Origin of the sequence: Sphingomonas hominis, assembly GCF_013328205.1 — a bacterium.
GTDB lineage: Bacteria > Pseudomonadota > Alphaproteobacteria > Sphingomonadales > Sphingomonadaceae > Sphingomonas > Sphingomonas hominis.
Genome location: NZ_JABULH010000002.1, coordinates 72512 through 86849, shown reverse-complemented (window position 1 = coordinate 86849; position 14338 = coordinate 72512). Strand labels below are relative to the sequence as shown.

The window sequence follows — 14338 nt, the reverse complement described above, 5'->3', positions numbered from 1 at the left end:
TTCGATGAAGACCATGTTGCTGGCGCTCGCCGCCGCCACCTCCGCGCTGACCCCCGCGGTCGCGCTCGCGCAGGACACGCGCGCGGGCGTGCCCTCGCCCGGCGACAATGTCGTCGCGCGCGGCAGCTCGCCCGACGGCTCGATCACCGTGTCGGTCGCGATTGATGGCGACGGACGCGCAACCTATGCGGTGGCGCGCCGCGGCAAGCCGGTGATCGCGCCCAGTGCGCTCGGCTTCCTGTTCACCGACGCGCGCAAGATCGACCGCAACCTGGCGCTCGCCTCGACTTCGCAGAGCAAGAGCGACACCTCGTGGACGCAGCCGTTCGGCGAGTGGAAGACGATCCGCGACCATCACAACGAGCTGGTCGTCCGCCTGCGCGAGACGAAGAACCTCAACCGTGAGATGGTGGTCACCTTCCGCATCTTCGACGACGGCGTGGGCTTCCGTTACTCCTTCCCCGACCAGCCCAATCTCCACCACGCCAATATCGCCGAGGAGCTGACGCAGTTCGCGCTCGCCGAAGACGGCACCGCATGGTGGAAGCCAGCGTTCGAGTGGAACCGCGAGGAATATCTCTACAACAAGACCCCGATTAGCGCGGTTGGGACTGCGCAGACCGTCTTCACCGCCAAGCTGACCGATGGCACGCACGTCGCGATCCACGAGGCAGCGCTGGTCGATTATTCGGCGATGAACCTCGCCAAGGTCGCCGGCTCAACCACGCTGCGCGCGGTGCTGACGCCGGGATCGGGCGCGCCCAAGGTCAGCCGCGACGCGCCGTTCGCGACGCCGTGGCGCACGATCATCATCGCCGACGACGCGCCCGGCCTCTACATGAGCCACATCGAATTGAACCTGAACGAGCCCAACAAGCTGGGCGACGTGTCATGGATCAAGCCGGGCAAGTTCGTCGGCGTGTGGTGGAACATGATCAAGGGCGACTGGACCTGGGCGACGGGGCCCAAGCACGGCGCGACCACCGCGAACGTGAAAAGCTACATCGACTTCGCCGCGGCCAACAAGATTCCCGGCGTGCTGGTCGAGGGGTGGAACGTCGGCTGGAACGGCGACTGGTTCGGCGACGGCACGGGGATGCAGTTCGATCAGCCGACCCCCGACTTCGACGCCGCCGAATTGGCGCGTTATGCCAAGTCGAAAGGCGTCTACATCATCGGTCACAACGAGACCGGCGGCTCGGTCAGCCATTATGACGCGCAGCTCGACCGCGCGTTCAAATATGCGCAGGACCACGGCATTCCTGCGATCAAGACCGGCTACGTCACCGACGCGGGCGAGATCGAGCGCGTCGATGCCGACGGCTCGAAGCACCGCGAGTGGCACGAAGGGCAGTGGATGGTGAACCATTACAGCCGCGTCGTGACCACCGCCGCCAAATACCGCGTTGGGATCGACAGCCACGAACCCGTCAAGGACACCGGGCTGCGCCGCACCTACCCCAACTGGCTCAGCCGCGAGGGTGGCCGGGGCATGGAATATAACGCCTGGCCTGGCAAGAACCCGCCCGAGCACGAGGCCAACATGTTCTTCACCCAGTGGCTGAGCGGTCCGATGGACTTCACGCCCGGCGTGCTGAGCCTGACCGGATCGAACGGCAGCCCGCTGCAATCGACCGAGGCGAAGCAGCTCGCGCTCTATGTCGTGATCTACTCGCCGGTCACGATGGCGGCGGACACGCCGGAAAATTACGCCAAGCACATGGACGCGTTCCAGTTCATCCGCGACGTGCCGGTCGACTGGTCCGACACGCGCGTGCTGAACGGCGAGGTCGGCGATTACGTGACGGTCGCGCGCAAGGATCGCGCCTCGAACGACTGGTATCTGGGCAGCATCACCGATGAGAATGCGCGCACGCTGACGGTTGGGACCGACTTCCTCGACCGCGGCAAGACCTATACCGCGCAGGTGTACCGCGACGGTGACGATGCCGACTACAAGACCGAGGCGCGCCACTCGATCAAGATCGAGACGATCAAGGTGCGCGGCGGCGACACGCTGACGATCAAGCTGGCGCCCGGCGGCGGGCAGGCGATCCGCTTCGTGGCGCCGGGCGGGCGTATTCGTCGCTGATGGACGCCGCGCCGCCTCTGTCCCCCGCCGTCGTCGTGCTCGGCGGCGGCACCGCGGGTTGGATGGCGGCGTGCCTGTTTGCACAAGCGTGGCCGCGGGCGCGCGTGACCGTGGTCGAGGCGCCCGAGATCGGCATCGTCGGGGTCGGCGAGGGATCGACCCCGCAGCTCCGCGCACTGTTCGCGCGGCTCGGCATCGCCGAGGACGCGTGGATGCCCGCGGCGGACGCCACCTACAAGACCGGCATCCGCTTCGACGGCTGGTCGACGCGCGGGGGTTACACCGGTTATTTCCACCCGTTCGCGAGCGCGATCGACCTGCACACCGCGGGTGCGTTCCATGCCAGCGCGCTGGCGCGGCGGACGGGCCACGCGGTCGATGCGCATCCCGATCGCTTCTTTCTGAACACCCGACTGGCCGAGGCGCATCGCGCGCCGCCCGCGCCCGCGAGCTTTCCGTTCGAGGTCGGTTACGGTTACCATTTCGACGCGCACAAGGTTGGTGGGGTGTTGCGTGCGCACGCGCTGACGCGCGGGGTCGTGCATGTGGCACGGCGGGTCGATACGGTCGACGTGGACTGCGACGGTGCGGTCGCGGCGCTGGTGCTGGCCGGGGGCGAGCGGCTGACGGGCGACATCTTCGTCGATGCGAGCGGATTCCGTTCGGTAATCGCGCAGGGCGCGCTCGGCGTGCGCTTCGTGCCGTTCGCGAGCAACCTGTTCTGCGACCGCGCAGTGACGCTTCCGACGCCGCGGAGTGCGGACGCCCCGCTCGACGCGCACACCATCGCGACCGCGCTGTCGAACGGCTGGGCTTGGGCGATCCCGCTTACCTCACGCACCGGCAACGGCTACGTCTATGCGTCCGACCATTTGTCGCCGGACGCGGCAGAGACCGAACTGCGCAGCTACCTGGGACTGCTCGACACCGACGTGGTAGCGCGGCACCTGACGATGAAGGTCGGGCGGGTCGAGCACGCGTGGCGCGCCAACTGTCTCGCGATCGGGCTGGCGCAGGGCTTCATCGAGCCGCTGGAGGCGACCGCGCTCCACCTGACGCAGACGACGATCCAGCGTTTCATCCAGGCCTATGCCGACGACGCGGGTGGGCCCCAGCATCGCGACGCCTTCAACGCCGAGATCGCGCGGCGCTTCGAGGGCGTGCGCGATTACATCGTTGCGCATTATCGGTTGAACCAGCGCGGCGACACCGACTTCTGGCGTGCCAACGCCGCCAACGATCACCTGTCGGACGACCTGAAGGCGATCATGACCGCGTGGTTCACCGGTCGCGACGTCGCCGCCGAGGTGATGCGCCGCGACCTGGCGGATTATTACTCGCCGCTATCGTGGGAAATCTTGTTCGCAGGCTACGGCACCTTTCCCGACGACGCGCGGCTCACGCCGGCGCCGTCGCCGGTCGACATGGCCGGCATCGACCGGCTGCTGGGCGGCTGTTTGCTCAATTTCGGCGACCACGCCGCGGCGCTCGCGCGCACGTAACGGAGAGAATGGATGGCCAGCGTAGCGGCAGCGATCGAAGCGGAGGGCGCGCTCACGCAGCGCAAGCGGCAGAGCCTCGCGGGGCTGCTCAACATCTCGTTCGGTTTCTTCGGTATCCAGATCGGATTCGCGTTGCAGAATGCGAACATGAGCCGGATCTTCCAATCGCTCGGCACCAGCCTCGACGATCTTCCCGCGCTTTGGGTGGCGGCACCGTTGACCGGGTTGCTGGTCCAGCCAGTGATCGGGCATCTGAGCGACCGCACCTGGCTTGGTCGGCTGGGGCGGCGGCGGCCGTATTTCCTCGCCGGTGCAATCCTCGCCGCGCTGGCGCTGCTGATCATGCCGGAAAGCCCGGTGCTGCTGGTTGCCGCGGTGATGCTATGGGTGCTCGACGCATCGCTCAACGTGTCGATGGAGCCGTTCCGCGCCTTTGTGGGCGACATGCTCGACAAGGATCAGCACGCCGCGGGCTACGGGGTGCAGACCGCGTTCATCGGCGCGGGTGCGGTGGTGGGATCGATCTTCCCCTGGGCGCTCGAGCAATTGGGCGTGTCGAACGTCGCAGGCGTGGGCGCGATCCCGGACTCGGTCCGCTACGCCTTCTGGTTCGGCGGCGCGGCGTTGCTCGCCAGCGTGATCTGGACGGTGGTCTCGACGCGCGAATATTCGCCTGACGAGCTCGCGCGCTTCGATGGCGCAGCCGAGGCGGGCGAGGAGGCGCACGTCATGCGCGTGCTCGCCGCCAGGAGCGACGCGGCCTGTCTCGCCTGGATCGGTGCAGGCGCCGCGGTCATCGCGCTGGTCGCCGCGACCGGGCTGGAGAAAGAGGTCTACCTGCTCGGCGGGCTGCTCGCCGCTTATGGTCTGGCCAGCCTGATCGCGGTCCGGCGCGCGCGCGGTGGTCAGGGCGCGGGCATGCTCGGGCATATCGTCGGCGATTTCGCCGGCATGCCGCCGCTGATGAAGCGGCTGGCGCTGGTGCAGTTCTTCAGCTGGTCGGCGCTGTTCATCATGTGGATCAACACGACACCGGTGGTGACCGGCCGGTTCTTCGGCGCAGTCGATGCGGGCAGCGCGGCATATCAGGAGGGTGCGAGCTGGGTCGACGTGCTGTTCGCGACTTATAACGGCGTCGCGGCGGTGTCGGCGCTGGTGCTGATCCCGTTCCTGGCAAAGCGGATCGGGCAGGCACGCACGCATATCGTCGGATTGCTGTGCGGGGCGGCGGGGTTCGCGAGCATCTTCGTCGTGCCCGATCACCGCTGGCTGCTGCTGAGCGAGGTGGGGATCGGCATCGCCTGGTCGACGATCCTCGCCATGCCCTACGCGATCCTCGCCTCCGCGCTGCCGCAGCGCAAGCTCGGCATCTACATGGGGTTGTTCAACGTGTTCGTGGTGGTGCCGCAATTGCTGGTCGCGACCGTGATGGGGTCGATCACCAAGCATTTCTTTCCGGGCGAGCCGATCTACACCATGGCATTCGCCGCCGCGACGATGCTGGTCGCCGCCGCCGCGATGACGCGGGTGCCAACGCGCTGAGCTTCGGTGCCGGAGCGGCGGCGCTGCGCCGAGACGGCGATCAGCGCCCCTCGCCTGCCAGATACAGCGCCAACGGGTCGATCATCTCTTCCGGGATGCGCCGGGCGATCACCGGCATGATCGCCTGCGATTGGCGCGCATCGATCTCCTTGCCGTCACCTTTCCAGTGGCGCAGCCGCGCCGCAATGTAGCTCGCGCGCTGGCCGGTGAGGATCGGCTGCGGCTTGCCTGGACCGTGGCAGCTCGCACAGGCGGGCAGTTCTATCCGCGGTACGCCACGCTCGACGATCTGCCGCGCACGGGCGTGTGCGATTGAGGCGGTCGTGCTAGTCGCCAGCCGATCGGCGAGCCCGGGCATGGCGGCGAAATGCCGCGCGAGCATCGCGATTTGCGCGTCGTCGAGCGTGGCGGCGGCCTGCTGCATGACCGCGCTGTGCCGCACGCCCGCGCGGTAGCTGCGCAGTGCCGACTCCAGCACCGCGACGCGCTGGCCTCCTAGGATCGGGATGTCGGGCTGGCCCCGCCCCTGCCCGTTCGCACCGTGACAGCCGGTGCAGCGTGCAATCACCACGGCGTTCGCGGCCGGCAAGGTCGCCGGTGGCACCTGCGTCGCCACCAGCGCGCGATACTGCGCCGGCGTCATCACCGGCAGCGCGCGGACGAACGCGACCATGCGCTTGATCTCGTCGTCGCGCCCGTCGGTGCCCCAGGCCGGCATGCCGGAGAACTTCACGCCGTGGCGCAGAATCCAGAACAGCTGCCGGTCGGTCCACTCGCGCGCGTTGACCGACAGGTCGGGCGCGTGCGGCGTCGCGCGTTGCATGACGGGCAGCGGCCGCACGCCCGGCGCGCCGTGGCACGAGGCGCAGGACTGCGCGAAATGCCCCGCCGCGCTCACCATGCCGCTGCGGTCGATGATCGTCTCCGGCGTCGACACCGCGGCGTGGGTCTTGACCGAGTTGCGCATTACCCAGTGGAGGAACCAGTTGGTGACCGCCCAATGCCCGCTCGACGCCGCGACGTTGAAGATGCCCGACCAGGCGAACGCCATGCCAAAGGCAAAGATGCCGAGCAGCGAGACGATCACCCGCTTCCACGTCAATCGGATCGTCACGCGCGTACCTCTCTTTCTCGCGACGCTGTGTGCCGCAGCAGCCCGGCGAGCATCCACAGCCCACCCAGGCAGTAGCTAGCGCCGCCGACCACCAGCATGACGACGCCGCCGAGCTGCTGGTCGGCGAGCGCGTCGAGCCCAGGTGCGGGGTGCATCGCCATGGCGGCGTAGAGCGGCCGCGGCGCGAGCCCGATCAGCACGCCGAGCAACGTCATGTGCATCGAGGTGAGCAGCAGCGCGGCGACGCCGCTCGCCGGCAGGGCAAGCGCTGCGCGCCACAGCGCATAGCCGACGCCCAGGAACATCGCCTGCTCGACCAGGGCCATCGTCATCGACATATCCGCCGCATCGCGCGCGGCCGGCAGATGCCAGGTCCAGACCACGACGAGCTCGACCGCGGCGATCAGCAGCGGCATGCCGTGACCGGCGGCGGTGTTTGCCTTGCCGGCGCTGCGCCACGCGAGCAGCGGTGCTGCCACGGCGACCGCGAGCATGTGACCGAACATGTGCCCGGTCATGCCGAAGTGGACGAGCGACAGCGCCACGGCGACGCCTGCGACGAGGAGGCCGGCAACGCGCGTCACCGGCAATCGGTCAGCATCAGCGCGGGTGCGGCGGTGAACAGCACCGCAACGAAGCTAAGCCCCGCAAGCAACAGCGTCGCGGTGGCCAAGAAGCGCGTGCGGTCGATGCCGGTGCTCTCGTCGTGCGGCGGCGGGTCGCCGGGCGTACGGCTCTGGATAAACGCGAGTGCGCCCGAGCCGACGATGATCGCGAGCGCGACGATCGTGCCCGCCGCGAACGCGACCGGAAACCGCGGAAACGCCGCCAGCTTCGCGCACGACACGGCGACCCACAGGTAGCAGAACATGAAGTGCACCGCCCAGACGGTCGGCGGCACGATCAGCGTCCACAAGGTGACCCGCCGCTCGCGCAGCCGGCCCGCCAGGCCCTGGTTCTCGTCCTCGCTCATGACGCGAGCGGGAACAGCCCGATCGTCGCGTAAGTGACGATCGCGGTCAGCACGAGGAAGTGGAAGTAGACGGTGATGTTGCGGATATCCGCGTCATGTTCGGGCGTCATGCGGCCGGCGATGCTCCTGGCGAGCGTGTACGATTGGCAGATCACGCCGACCCCGGCGTGGGTCGCGGTCCAGATCGCGAGCGTCCACACGATCGCGGGGTATGAATGGAGCTTGGGCGCGAGCCCGCTCAACCACGGCCCGGCAAGTCCCGCGAACAGGCTGGCGAGCGTCACGCCGATCCCGACCACGAGCAGCCCGCGCGCAACCGTCACCTGCTCGCGCGCGTGCAGTTCGCGCGCCGCAACCGTCATCGCCCATGACGCAAGCGTCAGCCCCATCGCTAGCATCGGCCAGAACGCACCCGGTCCATCCATGCCGGGACCAGAGGGTGGGAATTCGGGATGCACCGTCCAGAAAAAATAATAACCGAACACCAGGCCGGAGAAGGCGGTCGCGTCCGCCATCATGGTGATGAACATCGCCCACCAGCCCGGCGCCGCGGGGCCGGAGCGATAGAGCGGCAGCACGATGCCGTGCCCAATCGACTTTTGCGGCTTTTCCGGGATTTCCGCGGTCGACCACAGCCACCATAGCACCGCCGCCAGCGTCACGATCCCGCCCGCGAGCGCCAGCCAGTAGAGGTGATAGGTTGTCAGGATGAACACGCTGCCGAGCGCTACCGCGGTGATCATCGGGATCACGCTGGGCGTGCCGAGCCGGATCACCTGCACCGGGCGCGCATCGATCGCGGTGGTGATGATCGTCTCGCGCCGGCCTTCCTCCGCGTCGGGCAGGAAGAAGCGGCCCTCGTCGACCTTGGCGACGAAATCCTTCTGGTCCCAGATTGGGTAGCGGCTCTCGATCAACGGCACCGATCGAATTCCCCAAGCCTCGTCGTCGGGGTGCGCCAGCCATTCCAGCGTGCCCGCATTCCACGGGTTGCGCGGCGCCTTCGCGCGCCTGGGGCTGAGCGCCAGGTCGATCACGATCACCAAAACGCCGCTCGCAAACAGGTAGCTGCCGATCGTCGAGGCCAGGTTCAAGCCGTCGACGCCCAGCTCCGCCGGATAGGTGAATACGCGCCGCGGCATGCCGAGCAGGCCAGTGACGTGCATCGGAAAGAAGGTCAGGTTCGCGCCGACGAACAGGATCCAGAAGGCGGTACGCCCCAGCCGGTCGGACAGCTTCTTTCCCGTGATCAGCGGCCAATAATAATAGAGCCCGCCGAACAACGGCAGCAGCGTGCCGCCGATCAGTACGTAGTGGAGATGCGCCACAATGAAGTACGTGTCGTGCGCCTGCCAGTCGAACGGCGCGACCGCGACCATCACGCCGGTCAGCCCACCGATCACGAAGATTGCGATCGCGCCAAGCGCGTAGAGCAGCGGGGTCGAGAAGACGACGCGTCCGGCCCACAATGTCGCGATGAAGACGAAGATCTGCACCCCCGTCGGGATCGCCACCGCTTCGGAGGCGGCGGAGAAGAACGCCAGGCTGATCTTCGGCAGCCCGGTCGCGAACATGTGGTGGACCCACAGGCCGAAGCTGAGAAACGCGGTGCCGACTGCGGCGAGCACGATCCACGGATAGCCCAGGATATGGCGCTGCGAGAAGGTCGGAATCATCATCGCGAACAAGGCGATCGACGGCAGGAAGACGATATAGACTTCGGGGTGGCCGAAAATCCAGAACAGGTGCTGCCACAGGAGCGGATCGCCGCCCTTCGCGGGATCGAAGAACGGCCAGCCGAGCAGCCGCTCCATCTCGAACAGCACGTCACCCGCGATCAGCGGCGGGAAGGCGAACAAGATCATCACCGCGACCACAAGGATGTACCAGGCGTAGAGCGGCATCAGGTTCAAGCGCATGCCCGGCGGCCGGCATTTCAGCACGCCGACGATCAGCTCGACCGCAGCGGCGACCGACGACACCTCGATGAAGCTTAAGCCCAGCATCCAGATGTCGGCACCCAGTCCCGACAGGTCGGTACGCGTGGTGAACGGCGGGTACATGAACCAGCCGCCATCGGGTGCGACGTTGAAGAAGATCGAGCCGGAGACGAACACGCCGCCGATCAGGAAACTCCAGTAACCGAACGCCGACAGTCGCGGAAACGGCAGGTCGCGCGCGCCGAGCAATTGCGGCAGCAGGATGATCGACACCGCCTCGAACATCGGCACCGCGAACAGGAACATCATCATCGACCCGTGCAGCGTGAACAGCTGGTTGAAGGTCGATGCGGTGACGAGATTGTTCGATGGCACGGCAAGCTGCGCGCGCATGATCAGCGCGAGAACGCCCGCGAACAGCATGAAGCCGAACGCGGTCAGCGTGTACCAGACGCCGACACGGTTGTTGTTGACGTCGGTCCAGCGGAAGAACCAGCCCGAGGGTGGCTTCCACACCGCGCGCAAACGCTCCTCTTGCGCGGCACGGAGTGCGGGGTCGTCCTGCGCGTGAAGGCTCATGACAGCATTTCCACGCAGTCGATCATTTCAGCGTTTCCAGATAGCGCGCGATCGCCAGCGTGTCGGCGGGCGCGAGATGCGTGTAGCGCGGCATCCGCGCGCCCGGCTTCACCGCGGGCGCGTTGCGGATGAAGCGCACGAGGTTGGGGGTCGTCATCGGCATGATCCCGGCGCCGAGCGACGTACGCGCGGCGATGTGCGAGAAATCGGGCCCGATCCTGCCAGCCGCGGCGGTGCCCGCGATCGCGTGACACCCGCCACAACCGGCGTCCGCGAACAACTCGGCGCCGCGTCGTGCGACCGCATCGGTCGGGGCGGGCGCGGCGCGACGCTGATCGGCGAGCCAGCGGTCGAAGGCGGCGGGGTCCATCGCAATGACGTCGAACGCCATCAGCGCGTGGCTCAACCCGCAGAATTCGGCACATTGCCCGCGATACCGTCCGGCCTTGGTCGCGCGCGCAACCAGGCGATTGGTGCGCCCCGGGATCATGTCGACCTTGCCCGCGAGCCCTGGAATCCAGAAGCTGTGAATCACGTCGCTTGCGCTCAACCGGAAATCGACGGTGCGCCCGACGGGGATGCGCACCTCGTTCGCGGCACTGATCGCCTCTCCGCCCGGCACGCGGTAGCCGACACGCCACCAGAATTGCTCGCCCGCCACGTCGACCAGCAGCGCGTCCTGGTTGGCACGGATCGGGCGCATCGCGGGCAGCGTGCCGATCAGCAGCGCGGCGAGGACGATCGTCGGTAAGACCGCACCTGCCCACAACACCAGCCGCATGCCGCCGCGATGGTCGATTGCACCGCCCTTGGACCGGATCGCAACCGTGAACAGTGCCGCGACGATGACGAAGATCAAGACGCCGCACACGGTCATCAGCATTGTCAGATCGCGCATGTTCGCCGCTTCGACGCCGAAGGTGGACAGGGCGGATTGACGCGACATGAACACGTTCGGACCCGCAAACGTACCGCGGCGCAAGCGTCGTTCGGCGCGGAAATACAATGTTACACGGCGGGAATAGTAGATGGGAGATTTGTACTATTGAGGATAGTACGACGTCATTGGCTGAATCAGCGATGCTACGACAGGCCGGCGGCGGCCTTGTTCTTCGAGTGCTGGTAATGGGTTAGCCGACCATTTCGTGGCGTTGAGCGAAGAGCGAACAAGCCGATGCGATCTCGTCACCGATGCGGTTCCGGCGATTGCCGACCTGCGCGGCATACGTCCCTTCCCGCGCGATCCGATGCAAGACACCTTGAAGACGGAGTAGTCAGCTTACCGCGAGCGCCGCGACTCTTGGCCGGCGAACGAAGCTTACCGCTACGCGCACTGCCAGACGGCAAAGCGACTAAGTGCCCGCAGCACGATCGTACGGGATGTCATCGCGGTGCCACGATGCCGCGCATGTTCCAGTCGGCCCTGCCCGTACTCCAAACTTGATGCGCTACCTCGCAGTGTTGCGAAGCACGATCCCGATAACAGCGCTCCAACGCTCTGCATGCCCACCGGTGAAGCAGAAACAACGGCGACCCCGCCCGAACGTCGCGGTTCGGGCGGGGTCTGCTACGGCTGTTCAAGCCTTGGTCAGCGCGAGCCGCAGCTGACCGGTCCGGGCGGTGCGCTGGCAACGCGGATGCCGGACACGTCGATCCCGAGCTTGCCGGTGACGGCGATCGTCGCGGGGCGGGTCACCTTTGTCATGTCGACGCTCCCGTCGGCGAAGCAGCGCAGCGGCACCGCCAGTTGCGCCCAATCACCACCGGCCGCACGCAGCGCCCCAGTGATCGGCACGGTCGCGGAACGCCCACCTGCCATGCCGAGCGTCACCGTGCCGGTAGGCGCCTGGGTGACGCGGTAGTCGAGGATCAAACTCAACTGCCCGTTCGCTTCGCGCGACAGATCGATCGGCTGCGCCTTTTGCAGCGTGAGTTCGCCCGCCCCGCTGAAGACGAGCCGTACGCTATCTTCCTGCGCCAAACGGTCGACACGCGATTGCGTCACCGCGCCGGTGGTCGTGAGCAACACGCCGCTTGCCAGACGACCGCGCACGAACAGCGCATTCTGATCACCGCCCGCATTTGCCGGCCGCGTCTCGTCGAGCTGCGGCACCTGGCCGCGCTTGGCATAAGACAGGCCGTAACCGAACGGGAACAGCGGGTCGTACCCGGCGTCGCGGCGGTTGAGCACGTATTGATCGAGCCGCTTGGGCCAGGAAAACGACAGCGTGCCGCGGAAATCCGCCTTCGGCTTGCCGTCCCGACCGGCCACCAACACGTCGGCGACGCCGCCGCCCTCGGTGCCCGGCAACCACGCGGCGACGAACGCGTCGGACGCGTTCAGCTCCGGGTTCACCCACAATGGCCGGCCCGACAGGAACACCGATACCGTCGGCACCCCCGCCTTCTTCAACCCACGCAGCAGCTCCAGGTTCGTCTTGTCGTCAGGGCTGTACTCCAAGGTCGGGCGGTCGCCGGAGAACTCCGCATAGGGGGTCTCGCCGAACACGACGATCGCGACATCGGGCTTGGCGGTGAACTGACCATTGGCGGAAAGCGTCGCCGTGCCGCCGCTCGCGCGCACGGCCTCCGACAGCCCGCCCCAGATCGACTGACCATTGGGGAAGTTGGCGTTGGTCACGCCCGTGCCCTGCCAGGTGAGCGACCAGCCGCCCGCCTGTTGACCGATGTCGTCGGCACCCGCTCCTGCCACCAGCACGTTGGCACCCGCCTTGATCGGTAGCACGCCGTTGTTCTTGAGCAGCACCAGCGATTCGCGCACCGCCGCCCTAGCCAGCGCGCGGTGCTCGGGGGCGCCGAGCAGGTCGAACTTGCCCGCGGTCGGCCGCGACGACGGGCGTCCGGCCTCGAACGTGCCCGCCAGCACCTTGACGCGCAGGATGCGGCGCACCGCATCGTCGAGCCGCACCGGGGAAATCGTGCCCGCCTTCGCCTCGCGCAGCGTGTTGGCGTAAAGCTCCTTCCACTTAGGGCCCGAATACATGAACATGTCGAGCCCGGCGTTGATCGCCGCCGCGCAATCCTCGTTCGTGCAGCCCGGCACCTGGCCGTGCGCGTTCCAGTCGCCGATCGTGAAACCGTCGAAGCCCCAGCGCTCCTTGAGCACACCGGTCAGCAGCGACTTGTTGCCGGTCAGCTTTGCACCGTTCCAGCTCGAGAAGCTCGGCATCACGGTCAGCGCGCCGGCGGGCAGCGCGGTCATGTAGCCTGCGGCGTGGACGTCGCGCAGTGTCGCCTCGCTCACGCGCGTGTCGCCCTGGTCGCGCCCGCCGGTGCCGCCGTCGCCGAGGAAATGCTTCACCGAGGAGATGACGTGGCCCGGCTTCATGAAGTCGCCACCGACGCGGCCCTGGATGCCCTCCACCATCGCGCCGGCATAGGAGGCGACGACGCTCGGCTCCTCCGAATAGCTCTCGTAGGTGCGGCCCCAGCGGTCGTCCTGCACGACGGCGACGGTTGGCGCGAAGCTCCAGTCGATGCCAGTCGCCGCGGTTTCGGCTGCGGTCGCGGCGCCGATGCGGCGGACGAGCTCAGGATCGCGCGCGGCGCCCAGACCGATGTTGTGCGGAAACAGCGTCGCGCCGACGATGTTGTTGGCGCCGTGCACCGCGTCGGTGCCCCAGATGACGGGCACGACCGGCCGGCCGTCGCTGCGCTTGACCGATGCGTCGTAGAAGGCGTCGAACAGCTTCAACCACTCGGCCGCGGGCGCGAATTCGTCGTTGTTGGGCGCCGAGTTACCGCCGTTCAGGATCGAGCCGAGCTTGTACGTCTCCAGATCCTTCGGCGTGATCGACGCGATATCGACCTGGATTAGCTGACCGACCTTGTCCTCCACGCTCATGCGACGGAGCATCGCGTCGACGCGCGCCTCGACCTTGGGATCGCGCTGACGCTTCATCGCGAGCGCGGGCCATGCGGCCGGGTTCGCCACCGCCGAGGCTGCCGCCGTCGTGCCCTCGGTCTGCGCCGACGAGGTCGCAGCGCTGGCCAACAGGGTCGCGGCCAATAGTGTTCCAACCTTTACCATTACATCTCCCCGCATGAGCGCGTGAGCGCTACCATGCTGTTGATCGCTTGATTTCTGTAGCTCGCGCTATCTGCTGCCATGAAGCCGGCATCTTGGTCGCAGAGAGGACCATGGATGTCGAGATTGATCGTGAACAACCCTGCTCTTCACGCGCAATGTCCCCTGACCAGCGATGCGAGGGTGCAGCACGGTTGCCGGGCTTGCTTACGTCTCGGTCAGTTCCACCACGTCGAAGGCGAAATCGGTCCAGCCGCGTTGCCGGGCGGCATCGGGGATCGCGGCTTTCTTGCTCAGCGCTTCTGCCAGCGACTTGGTGTGACCCCAGAACACCTCGGTTCGGCCGTCGGCCAGCGTGGCGACGATCCGCCAGTAATGCGTGAACGGCAGTGCGGTCGGACCGATCGTCTTGACGTAGCCATCGGGCAGGGTCGCGACCAGTATGCGCTTCTTTCTCGCCATCGCACCGACATAGCGCTCGCCCGCGCTTCACCCCAGCGCCTAAGTCGAGCACTTGCCTGCTTCCGAGCGTTTCTGCGCCGAGCACC

General features: G+C 67.1%; 10 protein-coding genes. 3 read left to right on the top strand and 7 right to left on the bottom strand.

Annotation, left to right across the window (positions count from 1 at the left end; translation table 11 throughout):
* The first annotated feature begins 4 nt into the window (after nt 1-4).
* Genes HRV97_RS05445 through HRV97_RS05435 form a run of 3 tightly spaced genes read left to right on the top strand, consistent with a single transcriptional unit; the run spans nt 5 to nt 5136 of the window.
* The gene (locus HRV97_RS05445) at nt 5-2092 is read left to right on the top strand and encodes a glycoside hydrolase family 97 protein (protein WP_174192854.1); all 2088 of its coding nucleotides are present in this window, start codon (nt 5-7) and stop codon (nt 2090-2092) included.
* On the top strand, nt 2092-3594 hold the full coding sequence (locus tag HRV97_RS05440; RefSeq protein WP_174192853.1) for a tryptophan halogenase family protein: 1503 nt from the start codon (nt 2092-2094) through the stop codon (nt 3592-3594). Before HRV97_RS05445 ends, HRV97_RS05440 begins: the two co-directional genes overlap by 1 nt.
* 12 nt (nt 3595-3606) lie before the next feature.
* Nucleotides 3607-5136, top strand: a complete 1530-nt coding sequence (locus HRV97_RS05435; RefSeq protein WP_174192852.1) for an MFS transporter — start codon at nt 3607-3609, stop codon at nt 5134-5136.
* A gap of 40 nt (nt 5137-5176) precedes the next feature.
* Here HRV97_RS05435 and HRV97_RS05430 read toward each other — a convergent pair whose 3' ends face one another.
* The 7 genes from HRV97_RS05430 to HRV97_RS05400 form a co-directional block, all read right to left on the bottom strand.
* Complete coding sequence (locus HRV97_RS05430) at nt 5177-6250, bottom strand: c-type cytochrome (RefSeq protein ID WP_174192851.1); 1074 nt, start codon at nt 6248-6250, stop codon at nt 5177-5179.
* The gene (locus tag HRV97_RS05425; RefSeq protein ID WP_174192850.1) at nt 6247-6834 is read right to left on the bottom strand and encodes a cytochrome c oxidase assembly protein; all 588 of its coding nucleotides are present in this window, start codon (nt 6832-6834) and stop codon (nt 6247-6249) included. The genes HRV97_RS05430 and HRV97_RS05425 overlap by 4 nt, the downstream gene beginning before the upstream one ends.
* Nucleotides 6831-7223 carry a hypothetical protein gene (locus tag HRV97_RS05420; RefSeq protein WP_174192849.1) on the bottom strand — a complete coding sequence of 131 codons (393 nt, stop codon included), beginning with the start codon at nt 7221-7223 and terminating at the stop codon, nt 6831-6833. Before HRV97_RS05420 ends, HRV97_RS05425 begins: the two co-directional genes overlap by 4 nt.
* A complete protein-coding gene (gene ctaD / locus HRV97_RS05415) occupies nt 7220-9742 on the bottom strand; it encodes a cytochrome c oxidase subunit I (protein ID WP_174192848.1) in 2523 nt (840 codons plus the stop codon). Before ctaD ends, HRV97_RS05420 begins: the two co-directional genes overlap by 4 nt.
* Before the next feature lie 22 nt (nt 9743-9764).
* A complete protein-coding gene (gene coxB / locus HRV97_RS05410) occupies nt 9765-10640 on the bottom strand; it encodes a cytochrome c oxidase subunit II (protein WP_246248573.1) in 876 nt (291 codons plus the stop codon).
* 690 nt (nt 10641-11330) lie between these two features.
* Complete coding sequence (locus HRV97_RS05405; protein ID WP_425505733.1) at nt 11331-13793, bottom strand: glycoside hydrolase family 3 protein; 2463 nt, start codon at nt 13791-13793, stop codon at nt 11331-11333.
* 204 nt (nt 13794-13997) lie between these two features.
* Nucleotides 13998-14252 (bottom strand): hypothetical protein, encoded by a 255-nt coding sequence (locus HRV97_RS05400; protein WP_174192843.1) that lies wholly within the window; start codon nt 14250-14252, stop codon nt 13998-14000.
* Nucleotides 14253-14338: the final 86 nt, after the last annotated feature.